The following is a 16,456-nucleotide window of genomic DNA, read 5'->3' on the forward strand; positions in this document are numbered from 1 at the left end:
TTGCGGGAGAGGGCTGGGGTGAGGGTCTTCGAGCGCTCCTACGGGTTTGTCCGCAGACCGCCCCCGAAGCCCCCCATCAAAGGGGCGTGCCTGTCGCGCCTGCGCCGCATTTCAGGGGCGTGCCGGGCTAGCATGCGCCGCGATGCTGCGACGACGTGCCGTTTCCCTTCTGCCTGTCCTGTGCACCGTCGTCGCGCTGGCCTTCGGTCCCGTGACGCGGAGCCTTGCCGCGCCCCTGTCGCCCGGCGAGGAACGCGCCGCGCAAGCACTGGCCGAACCCCGCTTCGAGACCGTCGGCATCGACGCGCCCGTCCCGCTCAACGTGATCTCCGCGCTGGCGCAGGACCGCGCCGGCTTCCTGTGGATCGGCACCGGCGCGGGCCTGGTGCGCTTCGACGGCTACCACTTCCGCCTGCCCGGCGCGCCGCTGGAGAACGGCGTGCGCTCCGCCCGAAGCCTGGGCTTCATCCGTTGCCTGCTGGTGGCCCGCGACGGCCGCATCTGGATCGGCACCGAGGCCGACGGCCTCGCGGCCTACGACCCGGCCAGCGAGAAGCTGTCGCTGTTCCGCTCCGACGCCAGCCCGCAGCAACCGCGCGGCGCGGTCGCCGCCGGCACCATCCGCGCGCTGGCCGAGGACAGCGAAGGCAAGCTCTGGATCGGCACCATCGGCCACGGCCTGGACCGCTACGACCCGGTCGACGGCCGCTTCCAGCATTTCCGCCACGACGCCCAGCCCGGCAGCCTGCCCGACGACCGGGTGCAGGCCCTGGTGGTCGACCACGAGGGCACGCTCTGGGCCGGCACCTGGCAGGGGCTGTCGCGCAAGCGCGCGGGGTCGGAGCGCTTCGAGCCCGTGTTCTCCACGCCGGGCCAGACCGGCCTGGCCGGCCGCATCGTGCTGAGCCTGTTCGAGGCGCCCGACGGCCGCATCTGGGCCGGCACCCAGCAGGGCGATCTGGTCATCGTCGATCCGAAGACCGGCGCCGGCACCTTCGTCGAGCGCGCGCAGGACGCGGTCAACGGCTCGGTGAACAGCGTCGTCGCGCTCGACAAGGAACACCTCTGGCTGGGTCGCAACGGCGGCGTGGAGCTGCGCCGCGTCGAGGACGGCGAGCTGCTGCGCGCGATGAAGCACGACCCGCTGAATCGGGCCAGCCTGGGCGGCAACGAGGTGCGCGCGCTGCTGCGCGACCGTGCCGGCTGGATCTGGACCGGCGGCTACGGCGGCGGCCTGCAGCGCCACGACCCGACCAACACCAGCACCTGGATCCGCGGCCGCGACCCCGGCACCCAGCCGCAGCTGATCGATCCCAGCACCCGCGCGATGGTGCAGCTCGACACTGGGGAGATCTGGCTGGGCAGCAACGAGAGCGGCGTCACCATCCTCGACGAGCGCCTGCATTCCATCGCCGTGCTGAGGCCCTCGCCGGGCCAGCGCGGCGGACTGTCGGGCGGCCGCATCTCCAGCCTCGTCCAGATGAAGGACGGGACCATCTGGCTGGGCAGCGACGGCGGCCTGCACCAGTACACCCGCGACCGCCACCTGCTGCGCGTGATCCAGGCCGGCGCCGGGCGCGCGCGGCGGCTGCTCGCGGGCCGCGACGGCATCCTGTGGATCGGCACCCAGGACGGGCTCTACCGGCTCGACCCCGGCGCCGCGCTGCCCACGCGGCTGACCCAACAGGGCGGCGTGCCGCTGACCGGCGACGTCAACGCGCTGTCCGAGACCGAGGACGGCGGCCTGTGGGTGGGCACCGAGAAGGGGCTGTACCGCCTCGACCCCGACGCCAAGGAGCTGATCGCCGCCCGCGCCCGTCCGGGCCACGACATGAGCCACCACTCCATCGTCGGCCTGCTGGTGGACACCCAGCGGCGGCTGTGGATAGACACCGCGTCCGGGCTGCACCGCCTGACGCGCTGGGACGGCAAGGAAGCGGAGTTCGAGCGCATCAGCGAGCGCCACGGCGTGATCGGCCGCGCCTTCGGCGCCAACCTGCTCGAGGACCGCGACGGCCGCATCTGGACGCAGGACTTCGTCTACGACCCGCGCCGCGACAGCTACTACGAACTGACCAACGCGGACGGCGTCGACATCGGCACCGGCTGGTTCCGCGCCTACCTCAAGACCCAGGACGGGCGGCTGCTGTTCGGCGGCAGCAAGGGCGTGCTGGTGGTCGCGCCGGAGCGCTTCGAGCCCTGGGCCTACCAGCCGCCGCTGGCGGTGTCGGAGCTGCGCGTCGACGGCCAGCGCCTGGCCGCCGGCCGGCTGCCCGAGCAGGGGCTGACGCTGGACGCGCACAACCGCAGCTTCAGCCTGGAGTTCGCCGCGCTCGACTACAGCGAGCCCGAGCGCAACCGCTACGCCTACCGGCTCGAGGGCTTCGATCCGGTGTGGATCAGCACCGACGCGACGCTGCGCGTGGCGGGCTACTCCAACCTGGACCCGGGCCATTACGTGCTGCGCGTGCGCGGCACCAACCGCAACGGCGTGTGGAGCCCGCTGGAGCTGAGCATCCCGGTGCGGGTGCTGCCCGACTGGTGGCAGACCTGGTGGGCGCGCACGCTGGGCGGCGCGGCGGTGATCGGGCTGGTCTACCTGCTGGTGGCGATGCGAACCTCCTACCTGCGACGCTCGCAGCTGGCGCTGGAGCTCAAGGTGCGCGCGCGCACCGCGGAGCTGGAGCGCGTGTCGGCCGACCTGCGCGTGAAGACCGCGGCGCTGGAGGAATCCAGCCTGTCGGACCCGCTGACCGGCTTGCGCAACCGGCGCTTCGTGACGCAGCACATCGACGCGGACGTGGCGCTCTCGGTGCGCCGTCACGAGCAGACGCGCGCCACCGGCGCCCCGGTGCCCGACGACGCCGACCTGATCTTCTTCCTGCTCGACCTGGACCACTTCAAGGCGCTGAACGACCGCCTCGGCCACGCGGCCGGCGACGCGGTGCTGGCGCAGATGCGCGAGCGTCTGGCCGAGGTGTTCCGCGAGGCCGACTATCTGGTGCGCTGGGGCGGCGAGGAGTTCCTGATCGTGGCGCGCGACACCTCGCGCGACCATGCGGCCGAGCTGGCCGAGCGGGCTCGCACGCGCGTCTGCGAGCGCCCCTTCGACCTGGGCGACGGCCGTCGCATCGAGGTCACCTGCTCGGTCGGCTTCGCGGCCTTCCCGCTGTCGCCGGCGCATCCGCGCGCGCTGGACTGGGCCACCGTCGTCGGCCTGGCCGACGAGGCGCTGTACGCGGTCAAGCGCGGCGGCCGCAACGGCTGGCAAGGCATCCTCGAGGCGGCGCGCGGTGACGAGCTCGACCTGCGCCGCCATGCCGGCGAGCCGCTGGCCGACTGGCTGGCCGGTGGCGAGCTGACGACCGTGCGCTCCGCGTCGCTGTCGAACCCCGCGCCGGACGGCATGAACTGACCCTGCGGTGCACACTCGACGGCACCGGGCCTTGCCCGTGGGTCCCGCGGGACGCCGCCCCCGGTACCGCCGTTTGCCATGCGCGAGACCGGAGAGACGTCGCACGGCACCGCTGGCGCAAGGAGGGAGCGCCCTGGGAGCCGATGGATCTGTCCGTCATGGACATGACGGCGGCATTTCTTGCGCGTCCCATGCCTGAACGCATCTGATCGATCGGTAAAGACTGCCGACGCGGAGCGCGACCCGCACAAAACCCGAAGGACCTGCGGCCTAGAATGGCCCGCCGTCCACGAACCGAGGAGAACCTCCGTTTTGATGAACGACCTTGCGACCTTCCTGCAGTTCAGCGCCTGGCCTCCGCGGCCCGACTGGCTGTTCTGGGCCTCGCTCACGATGGTGGCCGCCGGCCTGCTCGGCGAGTTCGTCAACCGTCGCCTGGGCCTGCCCCGCGTCGTCGGCTACAGCGTGATCGGCATGGTGCTGGCCGCGATGGGCCACGGCATCTTCGCCAACGGCGCGCTCGACGCGCGGCTGCGTCTGGTGGTGGACCTGGCGCTGGCGCTGCTGCTGTTCGAGATGGGCTCGCGCGTGAACCTGCGCTGGCTGCGTCACAACAAGGCCCTGCTGGCCGCGAGCGCGGCCGAGGCCACGCTGAGCTTCGTCGCCGTCGGCTACGGCCTGACGCTGCTGGGCGTGAGCCCGCTGCTCGCCATCAGCTGCGCGGTGCTGACCACCGCGGCCAGCGCGGCGGTGATCGGGCGCGTCGGCGCCGAGCTGCGCGCGGCCGGACAGGTCAGCGAGCGCATGCTGGCGATGGCCTCGCTCAACACGATCTACGGCGTGCTCGCGCACAAGCTGCTGCTGGGCTGGCTGCAGCTGGACACGAAAGGCGACTGGCTGGAAGCCGTCGCGCAGCCGCTGTACGCGTTCATCGGCTCGATCATCGTGGCCTTCCTGCTGGCGCGTCTGACCGCGTGGCTGATGCGGCGCCTGGACCTGCGCAACGAGAACTCGGTGCTGATGCTGCTGGGCCTGGTGCTGGTGGCGCTGAGCACCGCCCGCGTGCTCAACCTGTCGACGCTGCTGGTGCCGCTGCTGGCCGGCATGATCCTGCGCAACACGACCGAGCGTCCCTGGGTCTGGCCGCGCCACTTCGGCACCGCCGGCGGGGTGCTGGTGCTGATGCTGTTCGTCGCGGTCGGTTCCGCGTGGACGCTGCAGGCGCTGGCCTCGGGCGCGGTGCTGGCCCTGGCGCTGCTGCTACTGCGCCTGCTGGCCAAGTCGCTGGCGCTGGTCGGCACGGCCCGCATCAGCGGCATCGACGCGCGCCAGGGCATCGCGCTGGCGGTCTGCCTGAGCCCGGTGTCGGGCACGATGCTGGTGCTGTTCTCCGAGATGCAGGCGCACCACCCCGCCATCGCGGCGCAGCTGGCGCCGGTCATCCTGTCCACGATCGCATTGATGGAGCTGATCGGGCCGATCGCCGTGCAATGGGGCTTGCGCCTCGCGGGCGAGCATCAACCGCATGAAACGCCGGCACGGGAGGCCAAGCGATGAGTCTGGAAGCCTTTGCCACCTCGAAGCCGCTGACGATGGGCGTGGAGCTGGAGCTCCAGATCGTCAACCGCAACGACTACGACCTGATGCCGGGCTCCAAGGACCTGCTGCGCCTGATGGCCGGCGAGACCGTGCCCGGCGACGTGACGCCCGAGATCACCGACAGCATGATCGAGCTCTGCACCAACGTGTGCACGAGCTACGAGCAGGTGCTGGAGCAGCTGACCATCACGCGCGACGCGCTGGTGCGCTCGGCCGACAAGCTCAACCTGGGCCTGTCGGGCGGCGGCACCCACCCGTACCAGCACTGGAGCAAGCAGCGCATCTTCGACAAGCCCCGCTTCCAGGAGATCTCCGGCCTGTACGGCTACCTGAGCAAGCAGTTCACCGTGTTCGGCCAGCACGTGCACATCGGCTGCGAAGGCCCGGACCACGCGCTGCGCCTGCTGCACGGCCTGTCGCGCTTCATCCCGCATCTGATCGCGCTGTCGGCGTCCTCGCCCTATGTGCAGGGTAACGACACGGGCTTCCATTCGGCGCGGCTGAACTCGGTGTTCGCCTTCCCGCTGTCGGGGCGCGCGCCCTTCGTGCTGACCTGGGACGACTTCCTGGTGTTCTTCGAGAAGATGACGCACACCGGCGTCGTGAAGAGCATGAAGGACTTCTACTGGGACATCCGCCCCAAGCCGGAGTACGGGACCATCGAGGTCCGCGTGCTGGACACGCCGCTGACGATCGAGAAGGCCTCCGCGCTCGCGGCGCTGATCCAGTGCCTGGCGCGCTGGATCTCGCACGACCAGCCCTTCGCGCTGGCCGAGGACGACTATCTGCCCTACACCTTCAACCGCTTCCAGGCCTGCCGCTTCGGCCTCGACGGGACCTTCGTCGATCCCAAGACGGGGGAGCACCGCAGCCTGCGCGAGGACCTGAACGTCACGCTGCACGCGCTGGAGCCGCACGCGGTGGCGTTGCGGGCCGAGCCGGCGCTGCGTTTCGTCCGCGAGGAGATGCGCTGGCAGGGCAACGACGCGACCTGGGCGCGCGGCGTGGTGGAGCGGGAGCAGCTGCTCAACGAGCTGGTGCGCCAGCAATGCGAGCGCTGGGCGGGCCGTCCGGCCGCGTCGCGCTGAGCGCGGGCGCCGGGCCGTGAACGCCCGGCGTCACGCCTCGTCCGCGCCGATCCGCCACAGCACGCCGGAGGGATCGAAGACGAGGAAGTCCCGCATGCCCCAGGGCTGCGACTCGATCTCGGTGACGCGCACGCCGTACTTCTCGGCGATGCCGCTGTCCACGACCCGCTGACGCCAGGCGTCCACGTCCTCGACCACCATGTGCATCATGAAGTTGGAGGCGAACGACGGTTGATTGAAGTCCTGCAGCAGGAAGCAGACTTGATCGTCGAAGTGGAAGTACGCGAGTTCGCCCTCGGACCAGTCCATCGTGAAACCGAAGTCCTGATAGAACTGCCTGGACCGCTCGAAGTCCGTCGCGGGGACGAACGCGCGAAGTTCCGAGACGCGGAGATTGCTCATCAGCTGCCTTTCAGGTCGAGGATGCGGGGCCTCGCAGCATAGAGGCCATGAGCCCTCGTCAGCCGGCCTGTCACCTCATTCGATCGCGCCGGCGCTGAGCGCCGGTTGGCGCCCCATCCGCGTGACCCGCCTCGTCGATTCGGTGAGCAGCCCGCCCTCCTCCAGCGCTTCCTTGATGCCGAACTCCTCGAGCGCGTAGGAGCCGTGGACGGAGCGCCAGAGGAATCCCTTGTCCTTCAGCGTCTCCAGCGCCTGGCGCACGCTCGCCAAGTCGATGGCTTCCGCGCTGGCGTTGCCATCGTCGACCTCGATGACCATCCGATAGGTCTCCATCGTCCGGGTCCAGAAGGGCACGAAGTTCTGACCTTGCGCGGCCATCACGCGCAACACGGCCGACTCCAGCGGGCTGAGCAGCCCCACCTGGCCCAGCAGGTTGTGGACACGCGCCCTTGCCCTCGCCTCGACCACCTGGGCGAACACCTCATGTGCATGGCCCGGCGTCCAGTCCTTGCGACGCTCCAGTGCCATCAGGCCGGCGTGCATCCACTCCGGTCGATGGCCGGCACGCTCGAAGATCGGCGCCAGCCCGTCGACGGTCAACGCGGCCGATGCCGGGGCCAGGCCGCAGATCCAGTCCAGGTAGTCGACGCCCAGCGGCGGGAACTCCTGCATGGGCGCGCAGAAGAAGGCCTGGTCCTTCCAGTCCACGAGCACCGCCAGCTTGTCGCGACTCGATCCCGTGGCCACGATCCGCAAGCCGTGATGCGGGCCCATGTTGAGCTGGTCCCGCGCGGCCTTGAGCGCGTACATCACGTCGATGCCCTGCGGCGTGGCTTGCGCGTGATGCGCCTCGTCGATGATCAGCACGATCATGCGTCGCGTCTCGTCGGACAGCGCCGCCAAGGCGTCGGCAAGAAACACGTCGCCGCCCAAGCCCACCCGGTCCATGGAGAAGGCCAGCCCTCCCACGGCGACCCGCTCCAAGCCGGACAGCCGGGCGAGGCGCACGACCACACCGTCGTGCCTCTCCAGCTCCGCGCGGATGGCCTGCGTGATCACGAGGGCCGGATCCTTTGCCCGCTCCTTCCACAGGTCGGCATAGATGACGATGGCGTCACGCCTCAGCAGCTCGGGTTCGAGGTCGTAGCGGAGGAAGGTCGACTTCCCGGTTCGACGGCGTGCGGAGAGAAAGAGGCCGGAGCTGGCCGGTGCCAGACGGTCATCGAGGACGAAGGTCGCCAGCTCTTCCGCCAGCGAGGTGCGATGAAAGATCTCCACGGGACTTCTCCAGACAAGGTCGAAAGAGAAGGCCATCGTGCAGCCGATCGCTCGGCGGATCCATGACTCAAAGTGCTGCCCCACCATCAAGGGGAGCGAAGGGGGTGTGGCCTTCCCCAAAGGGGTCAGGCCTTGCCGCACCCGGCCTCAACGCACCGCGTTGAGCTCCTCCAGCTGGTCCACCGACCCCACGTTCACCCAGGGCCCTTCGTAGATCTCCGCGCTGACCGCGCGGGCTGCGATCGCACGATCCAGCGCCACCCGGATGCGCTCATGCACGCCCGGCTTCACGCCGTCGAAGAACGCGCGCTTGTACAGCCCGATGTTGCTGTAGACCTGCTTGTCGCCATCGAGGGTCGCGAAGCCCTCGGCGTCGATCCCGAAATCCCCGGCCGGATGCCGCGGCTGCTTGGGCACGAACCACAGATGCGCCAGCAGCGCGCTCTCGGCGAAGGTCTTCGCCTGCGCCATATCGAACACGAACTCCGGCATGAAGATGTCCGCCGAGACCGCCCAGAACGCGTCGTCGCCGTCGGCGCACAGCAAATCCAGCGCGGTCGCGATGCCGCCGCCCGTCTCCAGCGCCTGGCCGAATCGCTCGCCCTCGTGGCTGTAATGCAGCCGCACGCCGAAGCGCGATCCATCGCCCAGCGTCGCCTCGAACTGCTCGTGCAGCCAGGCCGTGTTGATCACGATGTCCCGGACCCCGGCGCGCGCGAAGGCCTCGATGTGCCACTCGATCAGCGGCTTGCCGCGCACCTTCAGCAGCGGCTTGGGCGTGTGGTCGGTCAACGGCCGCATGCGCTCGCCGCGCCCGGCCGCGAGGATCATGGCTCGCATCAATCAGGTCCTGAGATAAGGACCGGCAGTTTAGGTCCGCCAACAGGACGCAGCAGGCCCCTTCGCCACAGGCTCGGTCCAGTGACTCCCCGCGGACTCGCTTTGGGATGCGGCGCTAGGCGCGAACCGGAGCCATAGCCCAGCTATGGCGAGGATTCGCAACAACGCGATGCGCCCAAAGCGAGTTTGCGGGGAGTCACTAGAATGCCGGGTTTGCCCCAACTCCTGCCCGAGCACACCATGGCCGAAACCGCCGCAGTCGTCGCGTCCACCCCGAACACCACCCAGATGGCCAACGCCATCCGTGCCCTGGCGATGGACGCCGTCCAGCAGGCCAACTCCGGCCACCCGGGCGCCCCCATGGGCATGGCCGACATCGCCGTCGCGCTGTGGAAGCGCCACCTGCGCCACAACCCGGCCAATCCGCTGTGGGCCGACCGCGACCGTTTCGTGCTGTCCAACGGCCACGGCTCGATGCTGATCTACGCCCTGCTGCACCTGACCGGCTACGACCTGCCGATCGAGCAGCTCAAGGCCTTCCGCCAGATGCATTCCAAGACCCCGGGCCACCCGGAAGTCGGCATCACCCCGGGCGTCGAGACCACCACCGGCCCGCTCGGCCAGGGCGTCACCAACGCCGTCGGCCTGGCCCTGGCGGAAAAGCAGCTGGCCAAGGAATTCAACCGCGACGGCCACGCCATCGTCGACCACCACACCTACGTGTTCCTGGGAGACGGCTGCCTGATGGAAGGCATCAGCCATGAAGCCTGCTCGCTGGCCGGCTCCTGGAAGCTGAACAAGCTGATCGCCATCTACGACGACAACGGCATCTCCATCGACGGCCAGGTCGGCCCCTGGTTCGGCGACGACACCGCCAAGCGCTTCGAGGCCTACGGCTGGAACGTGGTCGGCCCGGTGGACGGCCATGACGTCGACGCCGTGGACGCCGCCATCGCCCTGGCCAAGACCAGCAAGGACAAGCCCTCGCTGATCATCGCCAAGACCCACATCGGCAAGGGCAGCCCCAACCGCGCCAACACCTCCAAGGCCCACGGCGAGCCCCTGGGCGCCGACGAGATCAAGCTGACCCGCGAAGCCCTGGGCTGGACCCACGAGCCCTTCGTGCTGCCCGCCGAGGTCTATGCCGACTGGGACGCCAAGGTCGCCGGCGACGGCTTCGAGAAGGCCTGGGACGACAAGTTCGACGCCTACGCCACGCAATTCCCCGAGCTGGCCGCCGAGTACTCGCGCCGCATCGCCGGCGTGCTGCCGGCCAACTTCGCGGACGTCGCCGCGCAAGCCGTCATCGGCGCGCACGACAAGGCCGAGACCGTCGCCACCCGCAAGGCCAGCCAGATCGCGCTGGAAGCCTTCACCGCCGCCATGCCCGAGCTGCTGGGCGGCTCGGCCGACCTGACCGGCTCCAACCTGACCAACACCAAGAGCACGCCCGCCTTCCGCATCGAGGCGGACGGCAGCACCAACGGTGGCCGCCACATCAACTACGGCGTGCGTGAGTTCGGCATGGCCGCGATCATGAACGGCGTCGCGCTGCATGGCGGCTTCATCCCCTACGGCGGCACCTTCCTCACCTTCAGCGACTACAGCCGCAACGCCATCCGCATGGCCGCGCTGATGAAGCAGCGCGTGATCCACGTGTTCACGCACGACTCCATCGGCCTGGGCGAGGACGGTCCGACGCACCAGTCCGTCGAGCACGTCTCCAGCCTGCGTCTGATCCCGGGTCTGGACGTCTGGCGTCCGGCCGACACGGCGGAAACGGCCGTGGCCTGGACGATGGCCCTGGCCAATGGTCAGCGCCCCAGCGTGCTGGCCCTGAGCCGCCAGAACCTGCCCTACGCCGCCAAGACCGGCGAGGCCGTGGACGCCATCACCCAGGGCGGCTACGTCCTGAGCGAGCCGGCCGCCGTCGGCCTGAAGAAGAAGGCCCAGGCGGTGATCATCGCCACGGGCTCGGAAGTGCAGCTGGCGCTGCAGGCCCAGCAGCAGCTGGCCGTGGCCGGCATCGCGGTGCGCGTGGTCTCCATGCCCTGCACGCAGATCTTCGACCGCCAGGATGCCAAGTACAAGCAGAGCGTTCTGCCGGCGGGTCTGCCGCGCGTGGCCGTCGAGGCCGGCGTGACCGACTACTGGTGGAAGTACGGCGTGTCGGCCGTCGTCGGCATCGACACCTACGGCGAGTCGGCGCCGGCCAACGTGCTGTTCAAGCACTTCGGCTTCACCGCCGAGAACGTCGCGGACACCGTCAAGGTCGCGATCGGCGAAGCGCGTCTGAAGCGCTGATCGGCATGTGGGCTCGAGGGCCCGCCGCCATCGACGAGGGGTGCCCGGGGGCACCCCTTTTTCATTTCCGGAGCCGGCTTGAGCGGCGGCGGCGATCCCAAAGACCCTCTCCCCCGCCCTCTCCCGCAAGCGGGCGAGGGAGCAAGAGGCGCTCTGGCTTGCACGCAGGGCGACGACGACCTCTCAGCGCATCAGCGCATCAGCGAGTCAGGAGTCAGGAGTCAGCGGGTCCGCGCATCAGCGCGTCAGCGGGTCAACGCGTCAGCGGCAGCGCGGCGCCCATCGCGCCGAAGAGCACGCCGCAGACACGATTGAAGCCGCGGCCCGAGCGCTCCAACCAGGGGCGCACCCGGTGGGCGAGGCTGGCGATCACGAACTCGACGAGCGCCTCGATGAGGACGAAGGTCACGGCCAGTTGCGCGAACTGGATCCAGAGGTCGCGCTGCGGGTCGATGAACTGCGGGAGGAAGGCGCCGTAGAAGAGCAGCACCTTGGGGTTGGAGACCGCCGAGAACAGCCCCTGGCGGAACAGCACGCGGCCGCGGACGTGGGTGTCGGCATCGGCCTGCGCGGGTCGCAACTGGATGGCGGGGGAGCGCCACAGCTGGATGCCCAGCCAGATCAGGTAGGCGCCACCGGCGATCTTGAGCACCAGCAGCGCGCTCGCGGTCGTCTGCAGCAGCGCGCCGATGCCCAGCATCGACAGCCCGATCAGCGACATGAAGCCCAAGGCGCCGCCCACGATGGTCCACAGCGTCCGCCGACTGCCGTGCGACGCGCCATGCGCGAGCACCAGCAGGCTGTTCGGGCCAGGGGTGAGGGACAGGCCGAGGACGGCCAGCAGATAGAGGGTCCAGGTGTGCAGCGCCATAGGGTGCATTCTGGACCAACCCCTCTCCCTCTTCGTGGGCGATGGGAGCCCTGGCGCCAATCTTGTGCCGAACGATCACGCCTGAGCGCCGGCGGCCCCCTCTCCCGCTTGCGGGAGAGGGCGGGGGTGAGGGTCTTCGCGACGCCCCTCAGGACGGCGTCAGCTGATCCAGCGCTTCCTCGACGCGCCCACGATCGTGGGTGTTCAACCCACGCGCCGCATGCCGGCATTGCGTGACCAGCGCGGGATCCGACGGCATGTGCGACGCCAGGCTCGTCAGCACCTCGGCGCGATCGAAGCTGCCCATGCCTTCCACCGCGCGCAGCACCTGCGTCACGACCTCGCGATCGACCTTGCTCCCCTCCAGCAGCGCCGTCAGCGACACCCGACGGTCGAAGTCGCTGGACATGGCCCGCACCGCCTCGGCATAGCGCGCGACGTCGCCGGCAGCGACGCCGCCCTCGCGCTGGCTGACCGTCTCCAGCACGGTCCGGCGATCGAAGTCGCCCTGCACGAGCTGCGTCGCGTCCAGCGCCGCCCGGATGCGCTCGGCGCGCGTCGCCGGCGTCCCCTCCTCGATCAGCGCCACGATGGCCGTGCGCTTGTCGAAGTCGCCATCGACGCCCTGAACCGTCTGCCGCCAGGCCGCGAGCACCTCGCGGTCCATCGACAGCTGGGGGGCCAGCGCGACCAGCACCTCGCGCCGGTCGAACGCGCCATGCAACTGATCGGCGGCCAACAGCAGCTGCCGCTGGTGGGCCGGCGTCAACGCCTGGTGCTCGATCAGCGCGGTCAGCGCGGTGCGGCGCTGGAAGTCGTCGCTGCCGAACTTGCTGGTCAGCGCGATCAGCCGGGTCATCGTCTCGTCCGCCTGCGGGCCGGTGGCGAGCAGCCCTTCGATGCGGCTGCGCCGGGTCATCGGATCCTGCGCCTTGTCCACGTCGGTCAGCACCGCATCGACACCGCCCCGAGCGAGCAGCCGGCGCGCGCGCTTCTCGCTGCCCTGCGCCGATTCCGCGACCAGGGTGAGCTGCTCGCCGATCCAGCGGCGGGCCTCGTCGTCGATGGGCTTGGACTCGCCGTCGACCCAGTACTTGCGGGTCATCGCGTTCTGGCCGTCGCGGGTGATCTCGAACTTGCGCGTGACGCCCCCCGCCCGTTCCGACACCACCAGCTGGTGCTCCAGCGACACGAGGTCGTTGTCCTCGTCGTTGAAGACCAGCTCCCCGTCGTAGGTGACGTGGCGCTCCAGGCTGCCGATGCGGGTGATCTGGCGCGTGACCTTGGCGCCAGAGAGGCTGGCCATCGCGCCGCCGATGTCCAGGCTGATGCGCGGCACCTTGCCGATCACGATCATCGGCACGGCCAGCGCCACGGCGCACAGGCCGCCGGCCATCAGCCAGCGCCCGACGCGGCGCTTGGCGGCGGAAGGGGAATCACTCATCGGTCCATCCTCCAGCAGCGCGTGCATGCGCTGCATCAACGGGGAGCGGGCGGCGGCCATCGCGCTGGCCAGCGCCGGCATCGGGGCCGCGCCGCGGGTGGGCAGCCAGCGCAGCAGCGAGGGCCCCTGCTGGCGACGCGCGTCGCGGCGCGCGGCGTGCTCGACGCGATCGCTCGCGCAGACGTACAGGCCCTGCGCCAGCGGCATCGCGCCGGCCTCCTCGGCGGCCCAGGTGTCGCAGGCCAGCTCGGCCAGCAGATCCAGGCGCCGCAAGGCCAGACGGTTCAAGGGCTGCAGCCAGCCGATCTGCGCGACCAGGCGGGCCGCCAGCCGCCAGGCCACGTCGCGGCGGCGCAGATGGGCGATCTCGTGAGCCAGCACGGCGACGCGCTGGCCGGCCTCCAGGCGGCGCATCAGCGTCGCGGGCAGGCAGATCTGGGCGCCGGGCGCGACCAGCGGACTGGGCCACAAGGGGCTCACGCGCAGGGTCGGCACCGCCACCCCGGCGCGCTGCGCCAGATCGGCGGCGGCGGCCTGGAGCTCGGCATCTTCGACCAGCGGCAGCGCCCGCACCTGGCGGCGCAGCGCGATCCAGCGCGCCAAGGTCAGCAGCAGGCCCCAGGCGGCCAGCAGCGGCCAGGCCAGCGCGAAGGCGGCCACCACGGCGCGCAGGCTCTCCCAGCGGCGCATGGCGTTCTCGCCCGAGAGGTCGAAGAGGCCGTCGGTCACCACGGTCATGCGATCGGCCACCGTGGTCGGCACCGCGGCGTCGGCGCTGGCGGCCTGATCGATCTCGTCGGTCGTGGCGTCGATGCGCGCGGTCGTCCTACCTGGCTCGGCCTCGGGTTGGGGACTCGCTTCGGGCCGGGGCTGCGCCCGCACGAACGGTGCCGGCGAAGCGGTCGATGCGCTCGCCTCGCGACGAGCCGTCGCCGAGACCGGCGCGGCCCTCTGCGCCTGTGGAGCTTGCGGGGCTTGCGCGGCCGGAGCGGCTTGCGGGGCCTCGAGGCTGGTGCCGAAGCCCTTGACGGGGAGGTCCACACCCGAGACCTGGAGCAGCGGCTGCGCGCTGGCGGTCAGCACCGCGCCGAAGAAGGCCCAGCGCCAGCAGAGCTCGCGCCATGCGGGGTGCTGGAGCGCGCCGGCGCGTTCCAGCGCCCAGACGCAACCCAGCAGCACGGTGCTGTGCAGCAGGTAGTTCAGCAACCAGCTGGTGAGGAGTTCAAGCATGGCGCCCGCCCTTCTTGTTCAGCAGCGCCCGCATCTGGGCGAGGTCGTCGTCGCCGAGCTCGCCCTCCGCCACCAGATGGCTGAGCAGCGCCGCCGGCTGGCCGCCGAAGAGCGTGCTCAGCAGCCCCGACACCATGGAGCGCTGCACCTCTGGCTCGCTCACTGCGGGGCGGTAGACCAGCGCGCGACCGTCGCGCTCGCTCAGCAGCAGGCCGCGCTTTTCCAGCCGCGTCAGCAGCGTCGCCACGGTGGTGTGGGCCAGCGGCCGCTGCTGCTCACGCAGCGCCTCCGCCACCTCGGCGGTGCTGGCCTGCCCGCGCGTCCACAGCACGCGCATCAGCGCGAGCTGCAACTCGCTGAGCGAGACGTCGCCCTTGCCGTCGCTGTCGTTGATCTCGTCCATCGCCATCCCTACGCTTCTACAGCTGTCGTACTACGACTGTAGAAGATGCGCTCGCACCGAGGCAAGGACCACCTTCCTGGGACATTCCCGGGGTGAGAAACGGCACCCTCGCCCGCTTGCGGGAGAGGGAGCCAGATGGGGCGGTTCGCGGGTACGGAGCGCATGTGCCAGGACATGGGTAACACCCGTGCCAGGACATGGGTAACACCTTTCCCCCCACGCACGAAGGCTCCACTTTCCGCTTGCGATGGCCCCGCCGGAGGGCGCCTCCGGCCCATCGGTCAGAATCGACGCCCTATGACCGACCTCAACGCCTACATGACCGGCGTCGGCGAGGCGGCCCGCGCGGCCGCGACGCTGATGGCCGCCGCCCCGACCGCCGCGAAGAACACCGCCCTGCTCGCGCTCGCCCGCCGCCTGCGCGAAGCCGGTCCATCGCTGTCCGCCGCGAACGAGCGCGATCTCGCGGCCGCCGTCGAGGCTGGACTCGACGCCCCGATGGTCGACCGCCTGCGCCTCACCCCCAAGGTCCTGGCCACCGTCGCCGAAGGCTGCGAGCAGATCGCCGCCATGCCCGACCCGATCGGCGAGATCACCGGCGTGAAGCGCCGCCCGACCGGCATCAGCGTCGGCCAGATGCGCGTCCCGCTGGGCGTGTTCGGCATGATCTACGAGAGCCGCCCCAACGTGACCATCGAGGCGGCGTCGCTCGCGATCAAGAGCGGCAACGCCTGCATCCTGCGCGGCGGCTCCGAGGCGCTGCACAGCAACCTGGCGCTGGCCGCGCTGGTGGCCGATTCGCTCGAGGAAGCCGGCCTGCCGCGCGACGCGGTGCAGCTGATCAACACGACCGACCGTGCCGCGGTCGGTCTGCTGATCGCGATGCCGGCCTTCGTCGACGTGATCATTCCGCGCGGTGGCAAGGGCCTGATCGAGCGCATCAGCCGCGAGGCCCGGGTGCCCGTCATCAAGCACCTGGACGGCAACTGCCACAGCTACGTGGACGCCGAGGTCGACGTCGACCTGGCGGTGACCGTCGTCGACAACGCCAAGACGCAGAAGTACAGCCCCTGCAACGCGACCGAATCCCTGCTCGTCCATGCGAAGCAGGCGGCGGACTTCCTGCCGCGCATCGGCATGGTGTTCGCGGCCAAGGGCGTCGAGATGCGCGGCTGCGAGCGCGCGCTGGCGCACCTGGAAGCGGTCCCGCGCGAGCTGCTCAAGCCCGCCACGCCCGAGGACTGGGACACCGAGTACCTGGCCCCGGTGATCAGCATCAAGGTGGTGGACTCGCTGGACGAGGCCATCGCCCACATCAATCGCCATGGCTCGCACCACACCGACGCGATCCTGACGACGAACCACGTCCACGCGATGCGTTTCCTGCGGGAGGTCGACTCCGCCAGCGTGATGGTCAACGCCAGCACCCGCTTCGCCGACGGCTTCGAGTACGGACTGGGCGCGGAGATCGGCATCTCCACCGACAAGTTCCACGCCCGCGGTCCGGTCGGGCTGGAAGGCCTCACCTCGATGAAGTGGGTGGTGCTGGGACAGGGCGAGATCCGGGGCTGATCCGGTCAGA

At 70.3% G+C, this 16,456-nt stretch carries 11 protein-coding genes; 5 read left to right on the top strand and 6 right to left on the bottom strand.

The genetic code is table 11. From position 1 onward, the window contains the following. The first annotated feature begins 142 nt into the window (after positions 1–142). The 3 genes from MCHT01_RS23180 to MCHT01_RS23190 all read left to right on the top strand — a co-directional run bounded on the left by MCHT01_RS23180 (position 143) and on the right by MCHT01_RS23190 (position 6,102). On the top strand, positions 143–3,415 hold the full coding sequence (locus tag MCHT01_RS23180) for a ligand-binding sensor domain-containing diguanylate cyclase (RefSeq protein ID WP_067069396.1): 3,273 nt from the start codon (positions 143–145) through the stop codon (positions 3,413–3,415). 315 nt (positions 3,416–3,730) lie between these two features. Continuing rightward, positions 3,731–4,972: a cation:proton antiporter gene (locus MCHT01_RS23185; RefSeq protein WP_245643594.1), complete on the top strand. Its 1,242-nt coding sequence runs from the start codon at positions 3,731–3,733 to the stop codon at positions 4,970–4,972. After that, a complete protein-coding gene (locus MCHT01_RS23190; RefSeq protein ID WP_067069401.1) occupies positions 4,969–6,102 on the top strand; it encodes a YbdK family carboxylate-amine ligase in 1,134 nt (377 codons plus the stop codon). The genes MCHT01_RS23185 and MCHT01_RS23190 overlap by 4 nt, the downstream gene beginning before the upstream one ends. Positions 6,103–6,132: 30 nt before the next feature. Here the strand turns inward: MCHT01_RS23190 and MCHT01_RS23195 are convergent, their stop codons facing one another. From MCHT01_RS23195 to murU, 3 genes are all read right to left on the bottom strand, one after another. Beyond that, positions 6,133–6,504 (bottom strand): VOC family protein, encoded by a 372-nt coding sequence (locus tag MCHT01_RS23195; RefSeq protein ID WP_067069403.1) that lies wholly within the window; start codon positions 6,502–6,504, stop codon positions 6,133–6,135. Between the two features lie 75 nt (positions 6,505–6,579). After that, a complete protein-coding gene (locus MCHT01_RS23200) occupies positions 6,580–7,782 on the bottom strand; it encodes an ATP-binding protein (protein ID WP_067069406.1) in 1,203 nt (400 codons plus the stop codon). Positions 7,783–7,929: 147 nt separating this feature from the next. Continuing rightward, a complete protein-coding gene (murU, locus tag MCHT01_RS23205; RefSeq protein ID WP_067069409.1) occupies positions 7,930–8,622 on the bottom strand; it encodes an N-acetylmuramate alpha-1-phosphate uridylyltransferase MurU in 693 nt (230 codons plus the stop codon). Positions 8,623–8,826: 204 nt separating this feature from the next. Here murU and tkt point away from each other — a divergent pair, with 204 nt between their 5' ends. Beyond that, the gene (tkt, locus tag MCHT01_RS23210; RefSeq protein ID WP_084453272.1) at positions 8,827–10,926 is read left to right on the top strand and encodes a transketolase; all 2,100 of its coding nucleotides are present in this window, start codon (positions 8,827–8,829) and stop codon (positions 10,924–10,926) included. 253 nt (positions 10,927–11,179) lie between these two features. On the opposite strand, the gene MCHT01_RS23215 is transcribed toward tkt, so the two are convergent. From MCHT01_RS23215 to MCHT01_RS23225, 3 genes are all read right to left on the bottom strand, one after another. Next, complete coding sequence (locus MCHT01_RS23215; RefSeq protein WP_067069412.1) at positions 11,180–11,797, bottom strand: LysE family translocator; 618 nt, start codon at positions 11,795–11,797, stop codon at positions 11,180–11,182. Between the two features lie 148 nt (positions 11,798–11,945). Next, positions 11,946–14,471, bottom strand: a complete 2,526-nt coding sequence (locus MCHT01_RS23220) for a M56 family metallopeptidase (RefSeq protein WP_067069414.1) — start codon at positions 14,469–14,471, stop codon at positions 11,946–11,948. Beyond that, positions 14,464–14,880 carry a BlaI/MecI/CopY family transcriptional regulator gene (locus tag MCHT01_RS23225; RefSeq protein ID WP_218017939.1) on the bottom strand — a complete coding sequence of 139 codons (417 nt, stop codon included), beginning with the start codon at positions 14,878–14,880 and terminating at the stop codon, positions 14,464–14,466. Before MCHT01_RS23225 ends, MCHT01_RS23220 begins: the two co-directional genes overlap by 8 nt. 291 nt (positions 14,881–15,171) lie before the next feature. Here MCHT01_RS23225 and MCHT01_RS23230 point away from each other — a divergent pair, with 291 nt between their 5' ends. After that, positions 15,172–16,446, top strand: coding sequence for a glutamate-5-semialdehyde dehydrogenase (locus MCHT01_RS23230; protein WP_067069417.1), 1,275 nt, complete (start codon positions 15,172–15,174; stop codon positions 16,444–16,446). Positions 16,447–16,456 lie beyond the last annotated feature (10 nt).

Source organism: Mitsuaria chitosanitabida ATCC BAA-476 = NBRC 102408, assembly GCF_001598255.1.
GTDB classification, from domain to species: Bacteria; Pseudomonadota; Gammaproteobacteria; order Burkholderiales; family Burkholderiaceae_C; genus Roseateles; species Roseateles chitosanitabidus.

Excerpts from the sequence above, each read along its gene's own strand:
- MCHT01_RS23180 (WP_067069396.1), top strand. The coding sequence starts at position 143 with ATGCTGCGACGACGTGCCGTTTCCCTTCTGCCTGTCCTGTGCACCGTC.
- MCHT01_RS23185 (WP_245643594.1), top strand. The coding sequence starts at position 3,731 with ATGAACGACCTTGCGACCTTCCTGCAGTTCAGCGCCTGGCCTCCGCGG.
- MCHT01_RS23190 (WP_067069401.1), top strand. The coding sequence starts at position 4,969 with ATGAGTCTGGAAGCCTTTGCCACCTCGAAGCCGCTGACGATGGGCGTG.
- MCHT01_RS23195 (WP_067069403.1), bottom strand. The coding sequence starts at position 6,504 with ATGAGCAATCTCCGCGTCTCGGAACTTCGCGCGTTCGTCCCCGCGACG.
- murU (WP_067069409.1), bottom strand. The coding sequence starts at position 8,622 with ATGCGAGCCATGATCCTCGCGGCCGGGCGCGGCGAGCGCATGCGGCCG.
- tkt (WP_084453272.1), top strand. The coding sequence starts at position 8,827 with ATGCCGGGTTTGCCCCAACTCCTGCCCGAGCACACCATGGCCGAAACC.
- MCHT01_RS23215 (WP_067069412.1), bottom strand. The coding sequence starts at position 11,797 with ATGGCGCTGCACACCTGGACCCTCTATCTGCTGGCCGTCCTCGGCCTG.
- MCHT01_RS23220 (WP_067069414.1), bottom strand. The coding sequence starts at position 14,471 with ATGCTTGAACTCCTCACCAGCTGGTTGCTGAACTACCTGCTGCACAGC.
- MCHT01_RS23225 (WP_218017939.1), bottom strand. The coding sequence starts at position 14,880 with ATGGCGATGGACGAGATCAACGACAGCGACGGCAAGGGCGACGTCTCG.
- MCHT01_RS23230 (WP_067069417.1), top strand. The coding sequence starts at position 15,172 with ATGACCGACCTCAACGCCTACATGACCGGCGTCGGCGAGGCGGCCCGC.